Source organism: Pseudomonas sp. H1_D04, assembly GCF_054683855.1.
Genome location: NZ_CP162826.1, coordinates 4784694 through 4807491 on the forward strand (window position 1 = coordinate 4784694; position 22798 = coordinate 4807491).

Below are 22798 nucleotides of genomic sequence, written 5' to 3' on the forward strand. Positions count from 1 at the left end.
GAGGGCGCTTGCTCCCGATAGCGGTGGTTCAGTGAATACATCTGCTGACTGACACACCCTCATCGGGAGCAAGACCCCTCCCACATGGGAACTCCATTGTTTTCGAAGGATTTGTTTGTACATGAGAATCTCCACGTTGTACTTGCTGATATCGGTGTTGACCTGCACTCATGCACTGGCTGCCGACCTGACCCTGACGCCTTGGGCGACATCCCTGAACGCCGAAGCAGTGGCTTTCCTCCCCAGCACCCCCGAGCGCCTGGCCGCCAGCACCCGCGACGGCCTGCAACTGCTCGACGCCAAAGGCACTGAACTGACCCGGTTCAAAGGCAACTTCAGCAGCCTCGACACCCGCACCGCAGGCGCCCAGGTACTGGTCGCCAGCCTCGACAATGATCGTCAACAAGCGCTGTTGATCATCCTCGACGCCGCCAGCAAAACCTGGGGCAAACCGCTGTACCTGCCGGCCCGCGATTACCCGGTGAACGGCCTGTGCCTGTACCGCGATTCAGCGGCCAGCCTGTTTGTGTTTTTGGTGGGTGAGGAGGGCAAGGGCGAGCAATGGTTGGTGGGCAATGGCGCGACGCTGCTGACTGAACCCCAGCGTGTGCGCGGTTTGCCGCTGCCACCATCGGCGCAGTTCTGCCAGGTGGACGACGGGACGAATCAACTGATAGTCAATGAAGAAAATGTCGGCTGGTGGGCCTACCCGGCGCACCCGGAAGCGGACGTGAAACGCACCCCGGTGGCGGTGTTCGATAATCCCAAGCGTGAAGCCGGTGCCGTCGCCCTGGTGCCGGGTGGCGTGGTCGCGCTCGATCCAAAGACTGCGCAACTTCACCTGTTCCAAAGGACGGGCGAGCGCTGGGTGGAACAGCCGAGCCTGAGCTTGCCTGGCCTGAAAGAACCCGAGCAATTGAGCGTCAACGGCCAACAGCTGCTGGTACGCGACGACGACAGCGGCACGCTCTACCAGGGCAAGCTCAACTGGCAGGCCAAGTCTGTAGCGGCAGATCCTGTACTGCCGGAAGTCGCCGCCGTGCGCCAAACCGACCCAGTCGGCCGCCAGGGTGATGCGGCGGATGATCCGGCGATCTGGATTCACCCCGACACCCCGGCCAAAAGCCGCGTGCTTGGCACCAACAAAAAACAAGGCCTGTTGGCCTATGACCTTGACGGCAAGCTGTTGCAGGAATTGGCGGTCGGGCGCCTGAACAACGTCGACGTCCGCCCCAACTTCATGCTGGGCGCCCAGACCGTGGATCTGGCCGTCGCCAGCAATCGTGATCACAACAGCCTCAGCGTATTCAGCGTCGACCGTCAGAGCGGCGAGTTGCGCGAAGCCGGTGAAGTGCCTACGCCGCTCAAGGAAATCTATGGCATCTGCCTGTATCAGCCCGCCAGCGGCGAGATCTATGCCATCGCCAACGGCAAGGACGGCACCTTCCTGCAATACCGCCTGAGCGCCCCGGATGGCCGTGTGCAAGGTGAGCTGGTGCGCCAGTTCAAGGTCGACAGCCAGCCTGAAGGCTGCGTGGCCGACGACCAGCGCCAGCGCTTGTTTATCGGCGAAGAAGACGTGGGGGTGTGGGCGGTGGACGCTCGTGCCGATCAACCGGCCACCCTCACTAGCGTGATCAAGGTCGGCCCGCAGTTGCACGCGGACGTCGAGGGCCTGGCGCTGTATCAGAGCGACAAACGCGACTATTTGGTGATCTCAAGCCAAGGCAACGACAGCTACCTGGTGGTGGATGCCGAGCCGCCGTTTGCGATTCACGGTGGGTTTCGCGTCGGCCTCAATGCCGCCGCCGGTATCGACGGCGCCTCGGAAACCGATGGCTTGGAGGTCACCGCCATCAACCTGGGCGGGCCTTGGAGCCAAGGCATGCTGGTGGTGCAGGACGGCCGCAAGCGCATGCCCGAGCAAACCCAGAATTTTAAATTCGTACCGTGGGCTGACGTGACCCGTGCGCTGAAATTGCCGTGAACCGTCATCACCCCGTCATCACTTTTTAATCGAATAGGACATCACCATGCACGCGACGATGGAACATATGACGATCTGGGGCCTTATCAGTGACGCCAGCCTGTTGGTCAAGGCGGTCATGATCACCTTGCTGCTGGCGTCGTTGCTTAGCTGGTACCTGATCATCCAGCGCGGCAGCGTACTGCGCCGCCTGGAGCGCCAGTTGAATGGCTTCGTGCAGCGCTTTCGCGCAGCGTCGGACTTGCAACCGCTGTACCGCGAAACCGTGCAGGCGGGCGAGGGCGGGATTGCGCCGATCTTTATTGCCGGCGTCCAGGAATACCAGCACCTGCACAGCCATGGCCCTGCGGTGCTCGAAGGTGTTGAGCGGGCCTTGCAGGTGGCGATCACCGAGCAGGAAATCGAACTGGAAAAGGGCCTGCAATTTCTCGCGACCGTGGGTTCGGTCAGCCCGTACATCGGTTTGTTTGGCACGGTGTGGGGGATCATGAATTCCTTTATCGGTTTGTCCCAAGTGCAACAGGCCACGTTGTCGACAGTGGCGCCGGGCATTGCCGAAGCGCTGATCGCCACAGCCATCGGCCTGTTTGCAGCCATCCCGGCGGTGATCGCCTATAACCGCTTCGCGGCGCGTGGCCAGACGCTGCTCACCCGTTACTACGCGTTTGGCAATGAGCTGCAAGTGCGCCTGCACCGCACCCTGCGCGGTGCGCCGATCAACCTGGCCGTGGCCGCCTGAAAGGAGCAACTCCCATGTTAGTCAGGCCGCAACGCAAGCACGGGCCCAAGGCCGAAATGAACGTGGTGCCGTATATCGACGTGATGCTGGTGCTGCTGGTGATCTTCATGGTCACCGCGCCAATGCTGACCCAGGGCGTGAAGATCGAGCTGCCCAAGGTCGCCGCCGAGGCGCTGGCCACCGATACCCGCCAGCAGATCCTGACGCTGTCGGTAAAGGCCGATGGCGGCTACTACTGGAACCTCGGCGGCGAGCTCGACACCCAGCACCAGACCGACAGTGCCGTGAGCCTGGACGAAATGGGCGCCAAGGTCATGCAGGTGGTAGCGGCACGCAGCGACACCCAGGTGTACATCCGCGCCGATGACAACGCCGGCTACGGACGTGTGGTTGCAGCCATGGCGGTGTTGCAAAAAGGCGGTGTCAGCAACCTGGGGCTGGTGACCGAGGCCCCGCAATGACGGCGATGATCATGCACAGTCCGACGCTTGTGATGGAACCCAGGGATACCTCCGGCGTGTGGCGAAACAGCTTCGCCGCCAGCCTGGCGGTGGCGCTGCACGTGGGCGTGTTGGCGGCGTTGATGGTGGGCTGGTCGACGGAAAAACCGATGTTGGAGGCACCTCGGGTGATGCACACGCAGTTGGTCATGCTGCCGCCTGCGCCGGTGGCAGTACCAGAACCGGTGGTTGCTGCACCGGCACCTGCGCCGCCGGAGCCGGTGGTGATTCCGGTACCGGTGAAACCTGCGGTCGACCCCCGAATCCAGGCGCAAAAACTGGAGAAAGCCGCCCTGGCGCGTAAACGCGTCGAAGAAAAGAAAATCGAGCAACAACAGGAACGCCTGGCCACCGAACAACGCACCCGCGAGCTGGAACTACAGCGCCAGGCCCAGGAGCGATTGGCTGCGGAAAAAGCCCGCGTCGCCACACCTGCGCCTGCAGCGGCACCGGCCTTTGACAGCCGCCAATACCAGCCCCTGAGCAAGGAAGCGCCGGACTACCCCGAGCGTGCTCTGGACAAGAACATCGAAGGCGATTGCACCCTGGAGTACAGCGTCAACACTCAAGGCCGCGTGGAAAATCCCAAGGTGTTGGACGGCTGCCACCCGTTGTTCATGCGTGCTTCACTGGCGGCGGCGAACACCTTCCGCTATCAGCCAAGGATCGTTGATGGCAAGGCTGTTGTGGTGCCGGCTGTACGGAATACCTTTCACTACCGCATCAAATGATCCGTTCGGTTGGCAATGCTGCTGTTGTGGTGAGCTTGGTTCACCGCAGGTGGTGTTTAGTTGACCAGGATGTTGGATGGGATCGAGTGCATATCCGTTGCTGCGGTAACGGCCGCCTATGGTTCCGCTCTTACAGCGGGTCACTTTTGTAAAGGCCGGAATGCCGGCCCAGCCAAAAGTAACCAAAAGGCCTTCGCCCCACCACTCGGCACCTCGCTTAGGCTCGGTGTGCCCGTAATCCGACATTGATTTGGGGGGCCGCCGCCACGCGCCATCCATGGCGCAGGGCGGCTAAACCGGCATCCCTGCCGGTTTACCCCCCAAATCAACGTCGAATTCCGGCCATCGTGGTTGACGGGGCGATTTCAGATCAAAAGCAAGGCCGCGGCGGCCTTAGAGCCGACCGGGTTCTCAGCTCCAACTCCGTCCAAATGTGGGAGGGGGCTTGCTCCCGATGAGGGTGTGTCAGTTGATGCAGCTGTGACTGACCCACTGCTATCGGGAGCAAGCCCCCTCCCACAGTTTGATCTCCATAGATCAGACAGATAGGTCCTGGCCTGCTGTCCTGCTTTAGATCTGCTTTAGATCTGCTTTAGATCTGCTTTAGATCTGCTTTAGATCTGCTTTTGATTTGGCTCTTACATCCTTTTCGCTGACGAAGTCAGCGGTCTTTTGATCTGCGCTTTTGATCTTGATCTCAGGCGCCCCGTCAAACACGCTGGCCGAACGCAGGCTTGAATCCGTGGGTAACCCGGCAGGACGCCGGGTTAGCCGCGCTGGGCCATGGATGGCCCATCGCGGCGGCCCACGGATTCAAGCCGGAGTGAGGGCACACCGAGCCTAGGCGAGGTGCCGAGTGTTGGGGCAAGAGCCCTTTGGTTACTTTGGGGCTCTTTTCCAAAGTGACCCGCCGTAAGGGCGGAACTAATACCCGCCGTGACCGCAGAAACGGATATGTCCCCCCAACAAACCGCAACCCAAACAAACCCCACACTCAAACGGCATCACCCATTAGCCAGATTCACCAATTCCACACCCAAAACATACCGCTCCAGGTTCGCCAAAAACGTATCAGCAATCTCATTACGGCTATCGGTCGATATCGCCGACGTATGCGGCGACAACCTCACCCTCGGATGCGTATACAACGGGTGCCCATCCGGCAACGGTTCCGGCTCGGTCACGTCGAGCGATGCCAGGCCGATTTGCCCGTTATCCAGCGCTTCCAGCAGCGCCTCCTGATCCACCAACCCCCCGCGCGCAATGTTGATCAAATGCAGCCCCGGCTTGGCGCTGCCCAACACGTCCCGATCGACGATATGGCGCGTAGCCTCGGTCAGCGGTGCCGCCAGCACCAGGTGGTCGGCGCGGGCGAACAGGTCGTGGATGTCCCTGGCCGCCTCGACCCCGTCGATCCCGAACGGGGTCGGGCTTTGGCGCAGCGCAACCACCTTGATTCCCAGCGCGTGAGCCTTCTGCGCCAGGCGTTCACCAATCGCACCAAAGCCGAGAATCCCCAATGTGGTGCCCTTGAGCGGACGCAGCGGGGTGAAATTCCACTGAGAATCCTTCACCCAGATATCCGGCAAATGCTTGGACGCGGCAAAGATCGCCGCCAGGGCGAACTCGGCCAGGTTGTCGGCGGCGCTGCCCCGGGAGGTCGTCACCGGCGGGCCGTTGAACAGCCATTGCGGGTAGAAGTCGATGCCCGATGAGACCAAGTGCACCCATTGCGCGCCGTAGGGCCAGCCTGGCGGCGGGGTATCCGGGGCGGTGTAGCCGCGCACGTTGATCGGACGCAGCAACAGGATATTCGCCTGGGGCGGCAGGTCGCTTGGCACGCCCACCGGAACGCCGATCACCTGGGCTTCGGGGTGGACCGTGCGCAGGCGAGCGCGGATCACGTCGTTGTAGTCTTCGTCCAACTGGCTGGCAATAATCACGTGAGTCATGCGCGTTCCTTCTGGCGTTGGGCGAACACGGCTTTACCGACGCCTTGCAGCACCGCATCGTTCTGCGGGGTATGTACGCGACTGCACAGCACATCGCGGTAGTGGCGTTGCAGCGGGCTATGGCGCGACAGGCCAGGGTTGCCGGAAGCCTCAATGGCCAGTTCCACCGCGCGAATAGCGTTGTGGGTAACCAGGTACTTCAACTGCGCGGCGTTGGCGGCCGGGGTGTGGCCGTCGGCGGCGGCGTCGAGCAGGCTGCGGTTGGCGAACAGCAGGGTGTCGATATGCCCGACGGTTTCCTGAAAGCGCGGCAAGGTCGACAACGCCGCACCGAGGTTGGACGGCGTGCGTTCTTCCAGCCAGTTCACCAGCCAGTTCCGCGCGGCCTGGGCCACGGCGTCGTACACCGACGAGAGCAGCACCGACATCCACAGGAAACCCTCCGCATCCAACTCCGGCTGCGGTGCGCTCCAAGGGCTGACACTGACGGCGTGGTCCAGCGGCACCAGCACGTTGTCGAGCACCACTTCATGGCTGCAGGTGGCGCGCATGCCGAGGTGGTCCCAGGTGTCGATGATGCTCACGCCGGGGCTGTCCTTGGGCACCAGCCAGGCGCCCACCAGCGGGTCGGCGTCGTCACTGCGCGCCCACACGCTGAACCAGCTCAGGCCATGGCTGCCGGTGGAGTAGATCTTGCGCCCGCTGATGCGCCAGCCTTCGGCAGTGCGCACCGCAGTGGTTGCCGGCAGGCCGCCACGGGCCGGGGTGCCGAGGTCGGGCTCGACGCGCAGGGCGTTGATCAGCGCACCGTTACGCACTGCGTCTTCGGCGACTTTCACGCGCAGGTGCTGGGGCCAGGTTTTGCTGTCTTGCAGGCGTGTGTGTTGCAGGTATTGCATCACCAGGATCAGCGCGGTGGACGGCTCGCCCTTGGCAATCGCACTGATCGCCTTGCGCGCCTGAGGCAGGCTGGCACCGCCGCCGCCCAGGGTCTTGGGCACGGTGAGGGCGACCAGGCCGTGTTCATGCAATAGCTGGAAGTTGGCGTGGGGGAAGGCGCCACTGTCATCGTACTGCGGCGCGGTACTGGCCAGCTCGGTGGTGAGGCGTTCGAGCAAGGCTTCGAAATTGGCGACTTCCACGGAGCGTAGAGACGGTTGGGTCATAAGAATGTACTCGGTCAAAAATGTGGGAGGGGCGGCGCGACGATTCGACTTGCCCCTCCCACAGAGGATTTTTGGCTTAGATGGCGAGGCGCACAGGCTGTTGGCCCAACAAGCGCTCCACCACCTGCACCACCGGCTCGGCTTCGGTACGTACCAGCCAATCCGGGCTAACGTCTACGAACGCGACCGTGCCGTCCTGGGCAATCACCACGACGGTCGGTTGGGGCAACTCCCAGGTCCCCGTACCGGTGGTTTCACCGATGTGATTGCCCTTGGCCAATGCCGCGTTACGCGAGGCTTCATCGAAGCTGTAGAGAATCCCCAAGCGCCGCCCGAGGTTGTTATCCGGGTCGCTGGCGACCAGCAGTTGCAGCGCGTGGTGGGTCTTGATTTCCACCAGGCGTTCCGGCACTTGCGGGCTGATCGCTACCAGCGGTACACCCAATTCGCGCAGGCGTGGGTACAGCTGGCGCTCGTAATAGGGCAGGGCGATGTTGCACGCCGGGCAGCCGGCAAAACGGAAGAAGATCAGCACCGCCGGGCCGTCTGCCAACAGCAGCTCGCGGTTGAGTTCGCCGCCTTCGACGTTGAGCAAGGTAAACGGGTCGAGCTCATCACCGACCTGCACGTAGTCGTCTACTCGCGCTTCATCCACCAGGCGCTGGCGCTGGTCGATATTGACTTGCAACGCCGCCGGGGCCCAGGTCGCTACACGCTCGGCGTGCAGCGCCGCCAACTGACGGTTAAGGGATTCGCTCATGCCAATGCCTCCTGCGGCGCTTGCACCTCGACGCTGTAGCGGTTGACCGGTACGTCCAGGCCCAGGTTGTCGCGCAGGGTCTGGCCGGTGTATTCGGTGCGGAACAGGCCGCGCTGTTGCAGCACCGGCACCACCAGTTCGGTGAAGTACTGCAAGCCATCCGGCAGCACCGAGTTGATGATGAAGCCATCGCTGGCGCCGCGCTCGAACCAGGTCTGGATCGCATCAGCGACTTGCTCAGGGGTGCCGACAAAATCACGCTTGGGCCGCGAGAACCGCAGGGCCACTTCACGCAGCGTGAGGCCTTCGTCCTTGGCCAGTTGCTTGATGCGATCGGAGCCGCCTTTCTGGCTGTTGGAGCCCAAGTCGCCGAGTTCCGGGAAGGGTTCGTCCAGGGGGTATTTACTGAAATCGTGGTCGTTGAACGGGCGGCCGAGGGCGACGATGGCGTCTTCCACGGTGACCAGCTCCACGGCCTGCTGGTAGCGGCTTTCCACTTCGGCCTCGTCGCGCCCGACAATCGGGCGGATGCCCGGCAGGATCGACAGGCTGTCGGCATCGCGGCCAAAGCCTTTGGCACGGCGTTTGAGGTCCTGGGAGTAGGCCAGGCCTTCTTCGATGCTTTCCACATGCACAAAAATCGCATCGGAATGTTCGGCGGCAAAGTTACGCCCGTCTTCCGAGGTGCCGGCCTGGAAAATTGCGGGCTGGCCCTGGCGCGAACGCGCAATGTTCAGCGGGCCTTTGACCGAGAAAAACTCGCCTTTGTGGTTCAACGCATGAAGCTTGTCCGGGGTGAAAAACTCGCCGTTTTGCTTGTTGTAGGCAAAGGCGTCGTCCTCCCAGGAATCCCACAGGCCCTTGACCACGTTCAGGTGTTCCTTGGCGATGCGGTAGCGCACGGCATGGGGCGGGTGCTCAGCCTTGCCGAAGTTATCGGCGGTGCCGCTGAGCCACGAGGTGACCACGTTCCATCCGGCGCGGCCGCCGCTGATATGGTCCAGAGACGCGAACTGACGCGCCACTTGGTACGGCTCGGTGTAGCTGACGGTCACGGTGGCGACCAGGCCGATATGGGTGGTCAATGCCGCGAGGGCTGACAAGATCGTCAGCGGCTCGAAACGGTTGAGGTAATGGGGGCTGGATTTGGCGTGTATATGCAGGCTATCGGCGATGAACACAAAGTCGAATTTGGCGGCTTCGGCCAGTTCAGTCTGCTGCTTGTAGAAGCCGAAATTCGTACTGGCATTCGGTTGTGCCTGCGGGTGGCGCCATTCGCCCCAGCCGTGGCCGACACCGTGGACCATGGCACCCAGTTTTAAATGGCGTGGTTTTAGTTGACGTGGCTGGCTCATGTTCTGTTCCTTCAGCGCGAGACTTGGTTGTTGGGGGCACGCTTGGCGTTAAAGCTTTTGTCGAAGCCCTGTGACACGTCGATGTGTTTGGTCAGCAGGCCTTCTTTTTGGTAGGTGTCGGCGGTGGTTTGCAGGCCACTGATCACGCTGTCGTCGATCAATACCGGGCTCAGACGGGTTTCCTTGGCCACGGCCACATGCACGGCCAGTGGCAGGCCGGTGATTTTGGTCTGGGCGGCGGCGTATTCGTTGGGGTGCGTATTGGCCCAGGCGTAGGCGCGATCGACGCGGGCGACAAAGTCGTCCAGCTGCGTGCGCTTGTCGGCAATGGCCTGGCTGGTTGCCGCGAGGTACAGGTGGTTGCTCAACAGCGTGTTGCCACTGGCGATGATTCGCGCCTGGCTTTGGGAGGTCACCACGGTGGTGTAAGGGTCCCAGGTCGCCCAGGCATCGGCGGTGCCGTTATCCAGCACCAAGCGGGATTCGGCGGGCAGCAAGAAGATGAACTGCACATCCTGGCTGGTCAGGCCCGCGCTGGCCAACGCCTTGATCGCCAGGTAATGCCCGATGGAGCCACGCCCGGTGACGATTTTCTTACCCTTGAGGTCGGCGGCCGTCTTGATTGGCGAGTCCTTGGGTACCAGCAGCGCGGTGGTGTTGCGTCCTTCGGCGTGGATGATGCTGACCACTTTTAAGGACGCCCCGGCACCCAGCGCGAACACGTAAGGCGCATCGCCCAAGGCACCGACATCCACCGCGCCGGCATTCAGGGCTTCGCCCAGGGGCGAGGCGGAGGGGAACTCCGACCACTGGATGGCATAGGGCACGTCTTTGGTTTCGCCGGACACTTCCAGCAGCGTCTTGATCGTCGATTTCTGATTGGCCACCCGCAGTGGTTGCAGGTCGGCGGCGTGGGCGCTGGTGGCCAGGCCAAGGGCCAGGGCAGTACCCAGGAACAGGCGCTTGAAGGGGGTGGTAAAGACCATGGGATAGAGGCTCCAGGCAGATCAAAAAAGGTGTGGGTTACCTCCGCCTGGAAAGGGGTCGGTGAAGCCTGCCCCCATTCAGAGGCAGGTGTGTTAGATGATCAGATCACGTAGAACCCATGGGTCCCATCACGGGCCAACTGGGCAACCAAACCGAACTCCCAATCCAGATATGCCTGCATGGCTTCCTTGGGGTTGTCGGTGCCTTCGTACGGACGGCGGTAGCGGTCGATCCGTGGTGAGGCCAGGTGGGTTTCGCCTTCTTCCAGGGGCAATTTCGCGTTGATCCAGCCTGCCGTGCCGTCTTGCAGCAGGAACACTTGCTTGCCGGTGATGGCTTCGACTTCGGCCACCGCCAGGCGCGCCAGTTGGCTGCTGCCGCAGGTCAGCACGTAGCGCTCGGCGGTCGGCACTTTGGCGAGGGCCTGGGGCAGTTGCGCGCGCAGGGCCCACCAGGCGCCGGGGATGTGGCGTTTGACGTAGTTGGCGCTGGCGGTGAAGTCCAGCACCACGGTGTCGCCGTGGGCCAGCCAGTCGGCGAGGGTGTGCGGGCTGATCAGTTCGGCTTGGGGCGGCGTGGGCACCGGGGCGACCCAGATGCCTTTTTCGCTGAAGTGCGCCGCTTGCAGGTCGTCCAGCACGTGCACGTCCCAGCCCAGTTGGGCGAGCCAGGACGCGGACATGTTGGCGCGCACGCCGTCGTCATCCGCCAGCACCAGGCGTGCGCCGCGTACGCTGGCCACGTGATCGGTTTCCTGGACCAATTGGCCGCCGGGGGTGGAGCGCGCGCCGGGCAGGTGACCGGCTTCGAATTCTTCCGGGGTGCGCACATCGAACAGGTAGGTGGTGCGAGTGGTTTGCTGCTGCCAGGCGTGTAGATCGTCCAGGGTGGCACGGCCAACGCGGGCTTTGTCGGCGACACGGCGTGCCTCGATGGCGGCGACCTGGCGATGTTCTTCCGAGGTCGGGGCAAAGCGTCGCGCCTGGCCGTGGGCGAGTGTTTGCCCGGCCAGGGTCCAGCCGATGGTGCCATTGCGCAGTGCGGATACCGGGTTGGCCACGCCCGCATTGATCAGCGACTGGGTGCCAATGATGCTGCGGGTGCGTCCGGCGCAGTTGACGATAATGCGCGTGGCCGGATCCGGCGCCAGTTCACGGGCGCGCAGCACCAGTTCGGCACCGGGCACGCTGATGCTGGTGGGAATGCTCATGGTTTGGTATTCGTCGAAGCGGCGGGCGTCGAGCACCACCACGTCGGCGTGGCTGTCGAGCAGGGCCTGCACTTCTTCGGCGGCCAGGGACGGCGTGTGACGCTCGCTCTCTACCAGTTCGCCAAAGGCTTTGCTCGGCACGTTCACGTCAATAAACAGCTCGCCACCGGCGCTGCGCCAGCCATTGAGGCCCCCTTCGAGCAGGCTGACCTGGGTGTAGCCCAATGCAATCAGGCGCTCGGCGGCGCGGCTGGCCAGACCTTCGCCGTTGTCGTAGACGGTGACCTGGGTATCACGCCGTGGAATGCGCGAATACACCTCCAGCTCCAGCTTGGACAGCGGGATATTCGCCGCGAACAGCGGGTGGGATTCAGCAAACGGCGCTTCTTCGCGCACGTCGATCAGGGCGACTTCTGCATGGTCCAACAGGGCCTGGCGAATCTGGGCGAAATTGCGGGTCGGTACGGTGCTCATAGGGCAGGGCTCTTTTCTTTGGACAAATCCCAGATGTTCGGGAGGAAGGCGTTGGAATAACCGGAGATAAACAGTTTCTCGCTGCCGTCGGGCTGGTACACCGCACGGCGTACCGCACCGATATTGGCGCCGTACACGTGAATGCTGATGGACACTTGGTCGCTGTGGGCGTTGCTGACCTGATGAATGTCGCCGACCTTGGGCGATACGGCTTCGACCTGGCCCGGCACCAGCTTAATAGGCTTGCCTTCGGCGACCAGGCTGCCGTCGGGGGCGCGTTCAAATCCTTGGGAAAACTCCGCGCCGCGCAACATGCCGATCAGCCCCCACACCCGGTGGTCATGAATCGGCGTGGTCTGCCCCGGACCCCAGACAAAACTGACGACGCTGAAGCGCTGGCGCGAATCGGCGTGCAGCAAAAATTGCTGGTAGCGCTCGGGGTTGGGTTGGGCGAATTCGTCGGGGAGCCAGTCATCATGGCTGACCAGTTGCGCGAGCAGCTTGCCGCCACGGTGCAACAGGTCGCCTTCGCGCGGATTGCCGTCGATCAGTTCCGCCAGGGCGCCAATGAAGGCTCTGAGTCTCTCGGGGTGTCGGGCCTGGGTCATGGCAATTCCATCAGTCGGTGTTGATGGGTTTATCTAAGCATAATGTTTATAGTTAATATGCTATTTTTTAATGATTAGCTTATAGCTGAAGGTAATTTAGAACCGGCGTGTATAGCGTTAGACGTTATCGATCACAGCGTGGGCTATTCAGATAACGTTCCTGCAACTATGCTTCGCGGACATCTTAATGACTGTTCTCTATGTGCGGCCCAAATGAAAATTGACGATATCGATGCCTTTGTCGAAGTGATTCGTTGCCAGTCCATCAGCCATGCCGCCGAGTCGTTGCAACTGACCCAGCCGGCCATTACGCGCCGCGTGCAGAACTTCGAGCAGGCGCTGGGGGTGGAGCTGTTTGATCGCAACACCAAGCCCCTCAAACCGACGTTGATCGGTACCCGCGTATATGAACAATGCCGGTTGATCCTGCGCGAGATGGATGCCTTGCGTGAGCTGGTAGCCACCGACGCACCCCCCTCCGGCGTACTGCGCCTGGGCGTGCCGCAGACCATCGGCGATGTAGTGCTGCTGGACGCGCTGAAGCTGCTGCGCACTGAGTACCCCGAACTGCGCGCCCAGGTCGCGACCGGATGGGGCAGCCAGTTGGTCGGCAAGATTGAACGGGGCGAACTGGACGCGGCGGCGGCGTTGTTCCCGGCAGGCAAGATCTTCCCGGATAACATCGTTGGCGAGTCTATCGGCAAGATGGAGTTGGTGGTGGTGTGCGCCAAGGCGCAGTTGCCGAAAAAACCCTGCAAGCTGGCGGATGTGTACCAGAACGGGTGGATTCTTAACCCGGATGGCTGCGGGTTCCGTGCCGGGTTGCAACGCACCTTGTCCGATCAGGGCTTGGCGCTGCGGGTCAACCTGGAAACCTTCGGCACTGAATTGCAATTGGGTCTGGTCGCCGATGGCCTGGGCTTGGGCCTGGTGCCGCGTCCCTTGCTGGAACGCAGCGCTCACCGCGAACAATTGGCGGTAATGCCGCTCAAGGACTTCAAACCGGTGATGGACCTTTGGCTCATCTACCCGCATTTCCTCGGCAACCTGCAAGGGCCGGTGGATGCGTTTGGCAAATGGGTGGCGGCGTCGTTGCACAAGATTCGGGATGCGGCTTGATATGAAAAAAAATAATAATTAGCTTAGATTAAAATGTGCTTTTTATTGTTTTTGAGCATCCCCTAGGCTTGCCTGGAAGTCCTTAAGGCCATCCAGGAAGTTTTGCCATGAGCAGCGTCACCTCGATTTCCAGCGTCTCCAACAACGTTCGTCAACGCGTCACGCCAGAAGAGTGGGAAGTGCGCGTGAAACTGGCCGCCGCCTACCGCCTGGCGGCCTTGTACAAGTGGACCGATCATATTTACACCCACTTCTCCGCCCGTGTACCGGGCCCGGAGGAGCATTTCCTGATCAATGCCTTCGGCCTGTTGTTCGATGAAATCAACGCCTCCAACCTGGTCAAGGTCGACCTCGACGGCACGATCGTCGATGACCCTACCGGGCTGGGTATCAACTACGCCGGCTACGTGATCCACAGCGCCATCCACGGCGCGCGCCATGACTTGCAAGCGGTGCTGCACACCCATACTCGCGATGGCATTGCGGTGTCCGCGCAGAAGGACGGCTTGTTGCCGATTTCCCAACACTCCATCGCCTTTTCCGGGCGAGTGGCCTACCACGGCTATGAAGGCATCGCCCTCGACCTGGACGAGCGTGAGCGGTTGGTGGCGGATCTGGGCGACAAGAGCGTGATGATCCTGCGCAACCACGGGCTGTTGACGGCGGGTATCAGCGTCGAACATGCCTTCCAGCAGCTGCAAGGGTTGGAGCGTGCGTGCAATATTCAGATCGCGGCGCAAGCGGCGGGGAATGCTGAGCTGGTCTTTCCGCCACAGGAGGTAGTGGCGAAGGTTGAAGAACAGGCCAAGGCGCATAGCAGCGGCGAGGGGCCGGGCGTGGCACGGCATTGGAATGCGCTGATTCGGCAGTTGGAACGCAGCGATACCGACTACAAGAACTGATCCTGAGCTAAATGAAGATAGGCATGTGGGAGAGGGCGAGTCGAATCATCGCACCGCCCCTCCCACATTGGTTTTGCCGTGTTCTGGCTTACGCGACCTGTTTGGCCTGCTCGCGTTCTGCAATCAGTTGGCGGGTGAGGGGGATCAACCGCTTGCCGTAGTCGATCGCATCATTGAGCGGATCAAACCCACGGATCAGGAAGGTGGTGATGCCGAGGTCGTAGTAATCCACCAGCGCTTCAGCCACTTGTTCGGCGGTGCCCACCAACGAGGTTGAGTTCCCTTGGGCGCCCAGCAACCCCGCAATCCCCGTCCACAAACGCTTGTCCAGCCGGGAACCCTGTGCCGCCGCTGCGAGTAGCCGACGCGAGCCTTCATTCGGCGGTTCACGCCGCACAAATCCATTCTTCTCTGCCAACTCGGTTGCCTGTTGCAAGATGCTGTCAGCGCGTGCCCACGCCAGCTCTTCGGTCTCGGCGAGGATCGGTCGCAGCGACAGGCTGAAGCGAATCGTGCGTCCATGCTTGGCTGCTTCGGCCCGGACCTGAGTCACGATCTCGCGCACTTGCTCGTAGGTTTCGCCCCACAGTGCGTACACGTCGGCATGTTTGCCCGCCACTTCAATCGCGGCCTGGGAAGACCCTCCGAAGTACAGTGGGATATGCGGTTGCTGCGGCGACTTCACGGTGGAGTGCGCGCCTTCGACCTGGTAGTAGGTGCCGGTGAAATCGAAGGGCTGTTCGCTGGTCCATTCCTGTCGCACCACACTCAGATATTCGTCGGTCCGTGCGTAGCGTTCGTCCTTGCCGATATGGCTGCCATCGGCGCGCAGTTCGCGGTCGTCGCCACCGGTGATGATATGCACGGCGGTGCGCCCGCCGTTGAACACATCCAGGGTGGCGAACTGGCGCGCGGCGAGGGTGGGTTGTGCAAAACCGGGGCGGTGGGCGATCAGGAATTGCAGTTTGCGGGTGACGCTGGCGGCATGGGAGGCGATCAGCGTGCTGTCCGGGCTGTTAGAGTGGAAGGCCACCAGGGCGCGGTCGAAGCCGGCCTCTTCGTGGGCGCGGGCCACGGTTTCCACGTAGTCCGGTTGCAGGGTCGGGCCGCTGCGTGGATGAATTTCGGATGCGTGGTGGCCGCCGATATAGCCGATGAATTCGATGCTCATGGTCTGTCCTTGTCGAGTAGGGAGTGTGTACCTCCGCCGGGCAGGGGGTCGGTCATGCTCGTCCAAGGTAGGGGCCGCGACGGCCGCTGTAAAATGCCGTTTGGTTCTAACCTAATTATTAAAAAATAGAATTATTTTGTGATCTTATATCAGTAAATAGCATTATCTGAGTCGGCAGCGACGCAACCCCAAGTGTTTGCGAGTTGAGTGCACTTTTTAATAGACGAAAAAAAACCGGCTGATCAGGCCGGTTTGGGGGTGCCCTCGAACAGGGCGGGTTATGCGTGGTTTTCCATCAGACGATCCGAGCCACCTTCAGCTACGCGGTTTTCCATCAGACGGTCCGAGCCACCTTCAGCTACGCGGTTTTCCTGCAGACGGTCCGAGCCACCTTCAGCTACACGGTTTTCCATCAGACGATCCGAGCCACCTTCAGCTACGCGGTTTTCCATCAGGCGATCCGAGCCACCTTCAGCTACGCGGTTTTCCATCAGACGGTCCGAGCCACCTTCAGCTACGCGTTTTTCTAGAAGACGATCCGAGCCACCTTCAGCTACGCGGTTTTCCATCAGACGGTCCGAGCCACCTTCAGCTACGCGTTTTTCCAGAAGACGATCCGAACCACCTTCGGCAACACGGTTTTCGATCAGTCGATCCGAACCGCTTTCAGCAACACGGTTTTCGATCAGGCGATCTGCACCGCCTTCAGCGACTACAGGGTGGGCAAATGCGTTTGCAGCGAGTACCGAGAAAGCGAGGCTAAGCAAGATTTGGCGTTTCATGATGGTGTGCTCCGAGTGTTTTAGTTTGGGTGTTGCCTGGTATGGGTTTGATGTTACGCGTTGCATTTTTTAAGAGAACTTCATTGCGCTGATGGTGACTATCGATGCCAGCGATGGACCGTTTGCAACGGCCATCGCCCGGCTGATCAAGGCATTTGCGGCAGTTCCTGAGGTCGCAGGTCGAACACCAGCACCTCGGCGTCCTGACCTTGACTCACGTGGATGCGCTGCTCATCACGCACTCGGGCACCGTCACCTTCCTGCAAGCGCTGGCCGTTGATCTCCACGCTGCCCCGGGCCACATGGATGTACACGTGGCGATCCGGCGGCAGGTCAAGGGTTGTGGCTTCGTCACCGTTGAACAGCCCGGCGTACACCCTGGCGTCCTGGCGTACGCTCAGGGAACCGTCGGCGCCGTCCGGCGAGATGATCAACTGCAGGCGCCCACGCTTTTGTGCCTCGCTGAAGTGCTCCTGTTGATAGCGCGGTTCGGCACCGGCCACGGCGGGCACGATCCAGATTTGCAGGAAATGCACCCCACGGTTTTGGCTGTGGTTGAACTCGCTGTGGGCCACGCCGCTGCCAGCGCTCATCAATTGCACATCGCCAGGGCGGATCACCGAGCCAGTGCCCAGGGTGTCCTTGTGCTCCAGGGCGCCTTCGAGCACATAAGAGAAAATCTCCATGTCACGGTGCGGGTGCTGGCCGAAGCCTTTGCCGGCGGCGACGCGATCATCGTTGATCACCAGCAGGTCGGAAAAACCCTGCTCGTTGGGGTTCCAGTAGTTGGCGAACGAGAAGGTGTGGAACGACTTCAACCAACCGTGATTGGCGGCACCGCGTTCGGAAGCTTTGCGAAGGGTCAGCATGGTTGTGTCCTCAAGTGGGCGCTGGCTGCGAGATGCAGGGCGCTTGCGTTGAGAAGAAGGTTACTGGTTACTGAAATATTCATTAAGAAGCTGAAATCTGAATAACTGTCCCTCTCAGATTGACAGTGAAAGGCATGCCATAATGCCTCCCGCTTTCTTCCCCTCGATGGATGCCTTCTGTATGAAAACCGTGGCCATGGCGCTGTTCCCGGACTTCCTCTTGCTCGACATGGCCGGGCCGCTTGAAGTGTTTTCCATCGCCAACCGCTACCTGCCGGCGGCGGCGCATTATCAGATCCTTACTGTTGGCACCGAACCTGGCCCACTGCGCGCATCCAACGGCGTAATGGTGCAGACCGACCTGTTGCTGGAGCAGGCCGACGGTGCCTATGACCTCTTGCTGGTGCCCGGTGGCCCCGGTGCCTATAACGAATGCCATCCGGCGCTGCTGCCCTGGCTAAAAGCAGCGGCGCCACGGGCACGGCGCTTTGGCTCGATCTGCACCGGCGCCTTTGTGCTCGGGCACGCCGGGCTGTTGGACGAGCACCGCGTGACCACTCACTGGCATTACACCGAGCGGCTGATCAAGGCGTTCCCCAACGCCATCGTCGAGACCGACCGTATCTATCTGCAGGACGGGCGGTTGATTACCTCGGGCGGGGTCACGGCCGGTATCGACCTGGCGTTGTCCATCGTTGCCCAGGACCATGGCAAGCAGGTGGCGGTGGATGTGGCCAAGGTGCTGTTGGTGGTGATGAAACGCCAGGGCGGCCAGGCCCAATTCAGCCCGATGACCGCGGCCGTGGCGCCCCAGGAAACTGCGATTACCCGCGTGCAGAACCATGTTCTCGCGCACCTGGAGCAGCCGTTCACCATCGAGTTCATGGCCGAGTTGGCCGGCATGAGTGCGCGCCACTTTGCCCGGTTGTTTGCCAAGGATGTGCAGATGACGCCCATGGCCTTCCTGCAAGGCGCGCGCATCGACCGTGCTCGGCAATTGCTGGAAACCACCGATCTGCCGCTCAAGACCGTGGCGTTCCACGCAGGCTTTGGCAGCGTGCGGCACATGCGCTTTTTATTCAGTGAAAAGCTCGGTCTCAACCCTACCCAATACCGACAGCAGTTCAGTTAACGACAGGATGTCCGTCTCGCACACCCGATTGTCCGTATCGCTCCCCGTGCCAGCATTGTCCTGTCATGGGTAGCTGGCAAGAATAGCGTCGAGCCCACGGAAAAGGATGCGCGAACGCCCAAGGCCGGGTGTTTCAGCGCGATTGCAGACATGAACGACCCTCAGGCGATTGACGCGGATAGCACGGTGCGCTTCGGTGCCTATGCCTTTCACCGGCAGCAGCGACTGGTCAGCAAGGCGGGTTGGCCGGTGCCGTTGGGCGGGCGGGCGCTGGATATCCTCGCGATGCTGCTGGAAGCGCCTGGGCAATTTGTCAGCAAGGCCACCCTCATCGAGCGGGTCTGGCCGAATAGCGTGGTGGAAGAGAACAACCTGCGGGTGCACATCGCCGCGCTGCGCCGTGCCCTCGACGGGCAACGGTTTATCCTCAATGACCCCCAGCGCGGCTACTGCTTCGCTGCGCCCGTGCAAGGCGTGGCCGCAGCGGTGCTGCCTCGGCACAACCTGGCCGCGCGGCTCAGCCCGGTGATTGGCCGTGATGAACTGCTGGGCGTGCTGGTGCGGCGTTTGTCCGGGCAGCGGCTGATGACCCTCACCGGATGCGCCGGCGTGGGCAAGAGCACCTTGGCCCTGGCCCTGGCCGAGCGCGTGTTGCCGCGCTACCGCGACGGTGTGTGGTGGGTCGACCTGGCCACCGTCGAGGCGCCGCTGATGATGCTGCGCCACCTGGCCACGGTCCTGCATCTCGAACCCAGCGGCAGCGCCACTGAACTGTGCCGTCAATTGGCTTCCCGACAATTATTGCTGGTACTTGATGGCGCTGATCTGCTGCTTGGCGCCTGTCGACATCTGCTGCGTGTGCTTAGCGAAAACGCGCCCCGGATCAGTGTGCTCGTCAGTAGCCGTGAAGCCTTGCATGCCCCGGGCGAATGGGTGTTGCGCGTGCCCCAGTTGGCGCTTCCAGCTCCGTCGGTGTTGGGCAGCGTTGAACAGGCGATGGTGAGTCCGGCGGTGCAGTTGTTTGTTGCACGGGTGCGTGCCAGCCAGCAGGGGTTTGTGTTGCGGCCCCAGGACTTGGCACCGCTGCGTGATATCTGCCGGCGCCTCGACGGTATTCCTCTGGCTCTCGAACTGGCCGCCGCCCAAGTGGACGCCCTTGGCGTCCGTGGTGTGCAGGCGCAAGTGTGCAGGGGCTTGCAGATCCTCACGCGGGGGCGCCGCACAGCGGTTGAGCGCCACCAATCCCTCAGCGCCGCGCTGGATTGGACCTACCAGCGCCTGAGCTTGCCGGAGCGCTGGCTGTTCCTGCAGATGAGCCTGTTCAAAATGGCGGTGACTTTGCCCACCTTGAGTGAGCTGGTGGTCGGCACGGAGCTGGAGCATGCCGACCTGTCTTACTTGTTGAGTCGGCTGGTCGACACCTCACTGCTGAACCTTGAGCCCGGCCCAGGTTATCCGCGCTATCGCCTGCTCAACAGTGTGCGCAGCTACGCCTTGGCACTTCTGCGCGACCCGCAGCAGGTAGCACGCTTGCAACAGGGCTATGGGCATTACCTGGGGCCGTTTTCAGGCCGGCCGTTTGTCTTGCAACTCGTCGAGCAGGCGGCGCACGCGGATTAGATCCTGGGTGGCGAAGCCTTCGGTAAACCGCTCATAGACTGAACCCAGCAGGTCGCGCGCGGCCTGCACACGACCTTGCTTGTGCCACAGCCGCGCCAAGCTGTCTGCGCATCGTAACTCCCAGGCCAGCGCGCCTTGCTGGTGCGCCAGGCCCAGGGCTTCGAGCAACAGGCTTTCGGCTGATTGGGCATCGGGCATGGCCTCGGCGCGCACGCGCAGAATCTCCGGTGTGCACCAGCCGGCCGCACCGCTTCGGGCGCGTTCGAACAGGGCGTCATCCACTGCGATGGCGTTGAAGGTCACCAGGATGTCCTCGACCAGGCCCAACCCTTGTACTTCGGCAATCTGCGCCGTGCCTTCGTAGCATTGCGCCCAGGTGTGGAACAACTGCACTGAATGTTTTTGCGCCTGCTGCAACAGCAGGTCCAACTGATCGCGGGCCGCAAGCGTATCGCCGTTGTACTGAGCGATCACCACCCCAGCCAGGGCCAGGGTGTAGCAGATCGACGTGCCGTGGTTGATCTGCAGCGCCAGCGCCAGTGCCTGGCTTGCAGTGCGCCACGCGCGTTCAGGAAAACCGCGCAGCCACAGGATGCGCGCGAGGATGGTCAGCGAAGCCACGCTTTGGTCGTACTGCACGCCAAAGCCATGGGTAAACCGGTTGAGATGGCCGCTCTGGGCCATGCGCTGGATCACCTGTTCGGCATTGTGCTGCGCCAGCACCTGATTGCCGGCGAAGTGCTGCGCCAGCACTCGCAGGCGTTGGGCGCTGAGGGCCAGCAACGACTCGGTGTGTGGCCCCAACTGGTCGAAATGCAGGCTTTGCTTCAACGCCTCACGGTAGTTGCCGCTGCACAGGCTGACCGCCATTTGCCCCGACACTGCACGCAGTTGGCCGGGCAGGTTTTTGTCAGCTTCGGCCAGGCGTCGTGCACAGGCAAAGGCGTCTACGGTCTGCGGCGTACTGCCCTGGGCGTGATAGGAAAAACTGCCGAAGGCCAACTGCAATGCCATGTGCAAGCGCTGGCTCGGCGCACTCGATTGCCCCAGTCGCGCCAGGGCCTTGCTCACGTAGAGGCCGTGTTCGCGCAGCAGCGACAGCTCCTGCCACAACGGCATGGCGCTGACGGTGAGGCGAATGCCCAGCACGTGCACACCCTGGTCGCCCAGGCCCCAGTCGAGGGCGGCACGGATGTCTTCGCGCAGCGGGGCATAGCGGTCGATCCACGGCTGGGTAGCGATCTGCTCCCAATCTTCCTGCGCCTGGTCCATCAGCGCCAGGCAGCGGTTGGCGTGGCGTTCACGGGTGGCATCCAACTCGTCGGCGACACTGAGTTTTTCCAGGGCGTAGGTGCGGGTGATGTCCAGCAGGCGATAGACCATCTCGTCATCGCCGGGCTCCACATTGAGCAAGGATTTGGCGACCAGTTGAGTGATCGAGCCCAGCACCTCGGTCGGTGCGATCTGTTCTCCGGCAATCACCGCCGCCGCGCTGGCCAGGCTGAAACCACCCCGGAACACGGCGAGACGGCGCAGGCAGATTTGCTCGCACGTCGTGAGCAGGTCGAAGCTCCAATCCAGGGTCGCGCGCAAGGTTTGATGCCGGGGCAGGGCGCTGCGCCGGCCACGGGTGAGCAGGCGGAAATTGTCTTCCATCTGCACCAGCAACCCCGGCAGGCCGAAGCGCTCGATCTGCGCCGCCACCAATTCGATTGCCAGGGGAATACCGTCCAGGCGCTGGCAGATATCAATCGCCAGGGGCAGTTCGGCTTCGCTCAGTTCGAAGCTGTCCTGATGGGACATGGCGCGTTCGATCAGCAGTTGCAGGGCAGGATAGCCCAGGGCCTGGGCGCGGTTGCCGGTGGCGGGTGGGCAGGCCAGGGGTTCCAGGCGTTGCACCGATTCGCCTTCGGCGCGCAATGCTTCGCGGCTGGTGGCCAGGATGTGCAGTTTTGGGGCATGGCGCAGCAGGGTTTCGCTGATCAGCGCAATGTCGTCCAGCAAGTGCTCGCAGTTGTCGATCACCAGCAGCACCTGGCGCTCTTGCAGGCGGCGCGCGAAGGTGGCCAGCGGTTCGTGCTCGGTGTGGGTCAGGTCGAGCAGGGCGGCGAGGTTGGGCAGGATCATCGACGGCGCGCTGAGGGGCGCCAGGTCCAGCAGGCGGATACCGTCGCGGTAATGGCCGATCAGCAATTCCGCCACGCGCAATGCCACGGTGGTCTTGCCGATGCCGCCGGCGCCCGTCAGGGTGATAAAGCGTTGTTCGGGCAGGTGCTGCACCAGGCTGTCGATCAGCGCCTGGCGGCCGAGCATGCGGGTGCGGCGCAGCGGCAGGTTGTGGCAGGGGCGTTGGGGCGTGCCTTCTGTGGGTAGGCTCATCGGCTCGATGCTCAGTGGCGCAACAAAACTGTAGCCACGCTGGGCCACCGTAACGATATAGCGCTGCCCGGCCTGGCCATCGCCCAGCGCCTTGCGCAACGCCGCCATATGCACCCGCAGGTTGCCGTCTTCTACCACGCTTTTGGGCCAGACCCGAGCGATCAGCTCCTGCTTGCTCACCACATTACCGGCCTGCTCCAGCAGGATCAGCAGGATATCCACGGCACGCCGCCCCAGGCGCAACGGACGACCAGCCTCCAGCACCAGGCGCTGGTGGGGATGGATACGGTACGGCCCGAAGTGCAAGGCCTGATCGCGTTGGTCACTCATGGGTGGCCATGCTCTGGAGAAAGTA

The 22798-nt window shown here is 62.1% G+C and carries 19 protein-coding genes; 8 read left to right on the top strand and 11 right to left on the bottom strand.

Annotated features, from left to right (window positions below; genetic code table 11):
• The first annotated feature begins 121 nt into the window (after positions 1-121).
• The 4 genes from AB4N82_RS22255 to AB4N82_RS22270 are packed head-to-tail and all read left to right on the top strand — an operon-like array spanning position 122 to position 3957.
• Entirely contained in the window at positions 122-1987 is a 1866-nt protein-coding gene (locus AB4N82_RS22255) for a phytase (RefSeq protein WP_122764164.1), read from the top strand.
• A 46-nt stretch (positions 1988-2033) separates the two neighbouring features.
• Positions 2034-2726 (top strand): protein TolQ, encoded by a 693-nt coding sequence (gene tolQ / locus AB4N82_RS22260; protein ID WP_122764165.1) that lies wholly within the window; start codon positions 2034-2036, stop codon positions 2724-2726.
• Positions 2727-2740: 14 nt separating this feature from the next.
• Positions 2741-3187, top strand: coding sequence for a protein TolR (gene tolR, locus AB4N82_RS22265; RefSeq protein ID WP_032889397.1), 447 nt, complete (start codon positions 2741-2743; stop codon positions 3185-3187).
• Positions 3184-3957: an energy transducer TonB gene (locus AB4N82_RS22270; RefSeq protein WP_122764166.1), complete on the top strand. Its 774-nt coding sequence runs from the start codon at positions 3184-3186 to the stop codon at positions 3955-3957. The genes tolR and AB4N82_RS22270 overlap by 4 nt, the downstream gene beginning before the upstream one ends.
• A 1004-nt stretch (positions 3958-4961) precedes the next feature.
• Here the strand turns inward: AB4N82_RS22270 and AB4N82_RS22275 are convergent.
• The 7 genes from AB4N82_RS22275 to AB4N82_RS22305 form a co-directional block, all read right to left on the bottom strand.
• Positions 4962-5909 carry a D-isomer specific 2-hydroxyacid dehydrogenase family protein gene (locus AB4N82_RS22275; protein ID WP_032886604.1) on the bottom strand — a complete coding sequence of 316 codons (948 nt, stop codon included), beginning with the start codon at positions 5907-5909 and terminating at the stop codon, positions 4962-4964.
• Positions 5906-7075: an acyl-CoA dehydrogenase family protein gene (locus AB4N82_RS22280; RefSeq protein WP_122765453.1), complete on the bottom strand. Its 1170-nt coding sequence runs from the start codon at positions 7073-7075 to the stop codon at positions 5906-5908. Before AB4N82_RS22280 ends, AB4N82_RS22275 begins: the two co-directional genes overlap by 4 nt.
• 76 nt (positions 7076-7151) lie before the next feature.
• The gene (locus AB4N82_RS22285; protein WP_095184524.1) at positions 7152-7835 is read right to left on the bottom strand and encodes a peroxiredoxin-like family protein; all 684 of its coding nucleotides are present in this window, start codon (positions 7833-7835) and stop codon (positions 7152-7154) included.
• Positions 7832-9190 (bottom strand): LLM class flavin-dependent oxidoreductase, encoded by a 1359-nt coding sequence (locus AB4N82_RS22290; protein ID WP_122765452.1) that lies wholly within the window; start codon positions 9188-9190, stop codon positions 7832-7834. The genes AB4N82_RS22285 and AB4N82_RS22290 overlap by 4 nt, the downstream gene beginning before the upstream one ends.
• Positions 9191-9201: 11 nt before the next feature.
• A complete protein-coding gene (locus tag AB4N82_RS22295; RefSeq protein WP_032886599.1) occupies positions 9202-10176 on the bottom strand; it encodes an ABC transporter substrate-binding protein in 975 nt (324 codons plus the stop codon).
• A 101-nt stretch (positions 10177-10277) separates the two neighbouring features.
• Entirely contained in the window at positions 10278-11861 is a 1584-nt protein-coding gene (locus AB4N82_RS22300; protein ID WP_099602258.1) for a rhodanese-related sulfurtransferase, read from the bottom strand.
• Positions 11858-12469, bottom strand: coding sequence for a cysteine dioxygenase family protein (locus AB4N82_RS22305; protein ID WP_032886597.1), 612 nt, complete (start codon positions 12467-12469; stop codon positions 11858-11860). Before AB4N82_RS22305 ends, AB4N82_RS22300 begins: the two co-directional genes overlap by 4 nt.
• A 213-nt stretch (positions 12470-12682) precedes the next feature.
• Here AB4N82_RS22305 and AB4N82_RS22310 point away from each other — a divergent pair, with 213 nt between their 5' ends.
• Together AB4N82_RS22310 and AB4N82_RS22315 are read left to right on the top strand one after the other, a co-directional pair.
• Entirely contained in the window at positions 12683-13588 is a 906-nt protein-coding gene (locus tag AB4N82_RS22310) for a LysR family transcriptional regulator (protein ID WP_032886595.1), read from the top strand.
• Between the two features lie 107 nt (positions 13589-13695).
• On the top strand, positions 13696-14490 hold the full coding sequence (locus tag AB4N82_RS22315; RefSeq protein WP_032886594.1) for a class II aldolase/adducin family protein: 795 nt from the start codon (positions 13696-13698) through the stop codon (positions 14488-14490).
• Positions 14491-14578: 88 nt separating this feature from the next.
• Here AB4N82_RS22315 and AB4N82_RS22320 read toward each other — a convergent pair whose 3' ends face one another.
• The 3 genes from AB4N82_RS22320 to AB4N82_RS22330 all read right to left on the bottom strand — a co-directional run bounded on the left by AB4N82_RS22320 (position 14579) and on the right by AB4N82_RS22330 (position 17312).
• Positions 14579-15661 carry an LLM class flavin-dependent oxidoreductase gene (locus tag AB4N82_RS22320; RefSeq protein WP_032886593.1) on the bottom strand — a complete coding sequence of 361 codons (1083 nt, stop codon included), beginning with the start codon at positions 15659-15661 and terminating at the stop codon, positions 14579-14581.
• 278 nt (positions 15662-15939) lie between these two features.
• Positions 15940-16443: a phage infection protein gene (locus AB4N82_RS22325; RefSeq protein ID WP_122765451.1), complete on the bottom strand. Its 504-nt coding sequence runs from the start codon at positions 16441-16443 to the stop codon at positions 15940-15942.
• Positions 16444-16589: 146 nt separating this feature from the next.
• Positions 16590-17312 (bottom strand): pirin family protein, encoded by a 723-nt coding sequence (locus AB4N82_RS22330; RefSeq protein ID WP_099602261.1) that lies wholly within the window; start codon positions 17310-17312, stop codon positions 16590-16592.
• 181 nt (positions 17313-17493) lie between these two features.
• Here AB4N82_RS22330 and AB4N82_RS22335 point away from each other — a divergent pair, with 181 nt between their 5' ends.
• Both AB4N82_RS22335 and AB4N82_RS22340 read left to right on the top strand, forming a co-directional pair.
• Positions 17494-18444 carry a GlxA family transcriptional regulator gene (locus AB4N82_RS22335; protein WP_122765450.1) on the top strand — a complete coding sequence of 317 codons (951 nt, stop codon included), beginning with the start codon at positions 17494-17496 and terminating at the stop codon, positions 18442-18444.
• A gap of 150 nt (positions 18445-18594) precedes the next feature.
• The gene (locus AB4N82_RS22340; protein ID WP_122765449.1) at positions 18595-20064 is read left to right on the top strand and encodes a winged helix-turn-helix domain-containing protein; all 1470 of its coding nucleotides are present in this window, start codon (positions 18595-18597) and stop codon (positions 20062-20064) included.
• Here AB4N82_RS22340 and AB4N82_RS22345 read toward each other — a convergent pair.
• A complete protein-coding gene (locus AB4N82_RS22345; protein WP_122765448.1) occupies positions 20011-22773 on the bottom strand; it encodes an ATP-binding protein in 2763 nt (920 codons plus the stop codon). The genes AB4N82_RS22340 and AB4N82_RS22345 overlap by 54 nt on opposite strands.
• Positions 22774-22798: the final 25 nt, after the last annotated feature.

Bases quoted from the DNA above. Each gene is read 5' to 3' on its own strand.
- AB4N82_RS22290 (WP_122765452.1), bottom strand. From the start codon at position 9,190: ATGAGCCAGCCACGTCAACTAAAACCACGCCATTTAAAACTGGGTGCC.
- AB4N82_RS22275 (WP_032886604.1), bottom strand. From the start codon at position 5,909: ATGACTCACGTGATTATTGCCAGCCAGTTGGACGAAGACTACAACGAC.
- AB4N82_RS22320 (WP_032886593.1), bottom strand. From the start codon at position 15,661: ATGAGCATCGAATTCATCGGCTATATCGGCGGCCACCACGCATCCGAA.
- AB4N82_RS22340 (WP_122765449.1), top strand. From the start codon at position 18,595: ATGAACGACCCTCAGGCGATTGACGCGGATAGCACGGTGCGCTTCGGT.
- AB4N82_RS22300 (WP_099602258.1), bottom strand. From the start codon at position 11,861: ATGAGCACCGTACCGACCCGCAATTTCGCCCAGATTCGCCAGGCCCTG.
- AB4N82_RS22345 (WP_122765448.1), bottom strand. From the start codon at position 22,773: ATGAGTGACCAACGCGATCAGGCCTTGCACTTCGGGCCGTACCGTATC.
- AB4N82_RS22255 (WP_122764164.1), top strand. From the start codon at position 122: ATGAGAATCTCCACGTTGTACTTGCTGATATCGGTGTTGACCTGCACT.
- AB4N82_RS22305 (WP_032886597.1), bottom strand. From the start codon at position 12,469: ATGACCCAGGCCCGACACCCCGAGAGACTCAGAGCCTTCATTGGCGCC.
- AB4N82_RS22270 (WP_122764166.1), top strand. From the start codon at position 3,184: ATGACGGCGATGATCATGCACAGTCCGACGCTTGTGATGGAACCCAGG.
- tolR (WP_032889397.1), top strand. From the start codon at position 2,741: ATGTTAGTCAGGCCGCAACGCAAGCACGGGCCCAAGGCCGAAATGAAC.
- AB4N82_RS22310 (WP_032886595.1), top strand. From the start codon at position 12,683: ATGAAAATTGACGATATCGATGCCTTTGTCGAAGTGATTCGTTGCCAG.
- AB4N82_RS22285 (WP_095184524.1), bottom strand. From the start codon at position 7,835: ATGAGCGAATCCCTTAACCGTCAGTTGGCGGCGCTGCACGCCGAGCGT.
- AB4N82_RS22315 (WP_032886594.1), top strand. From the start codon at position 13,696: ATGAGCAGCGTCACCTCGATTTCCAGCGTCTCCAACAACGTTCGTCAA.
- AB4N82_RS22335 (WP_122765450.1), top strand. From the start codon at position 17,494: ATGAAAACCGTGGCCATGGCGCTGTTCCCGGACTTCCTCTTGCTCGAC.
- AB4N82_RS22295 (WP_032886599.1), bottom strand. From the start codon at position 10,176: ATGGTCTTTACCACCCCCTTCAAGCGCCTGTTCCTGGGTACTGCCCTG.
- AB4N82_RS22330 (WP_099602261.1), bottom strand. From the start codon at position 17,312: ATGCTGACCCTTCGCAAAGCTTCCGAACGCGGTGCCGCCAATCACGGT.
- AB4N82_RS22280 (WP_122765453.1), bottom strand. From the start codon at position 7,075: ATGACCCAACCGTCTCTACGCTCCGTGGAAGTCGCCAATTTCGAAGCC.
- tolQ (WP_122764165.1), top strand. From the start codon at position 2,034: ATGCACGCGACGATGGAACATATGACGATCTGGGGCCTTATCAGTGAC.
- AB4N82_RS22325 (WP_122765451.1), bottom strand. From the start codon at position 16,443: ATGAAACGCCAAATCTTGCTTAGCCTCGCTTTCTCGGTACTCGCTGCA.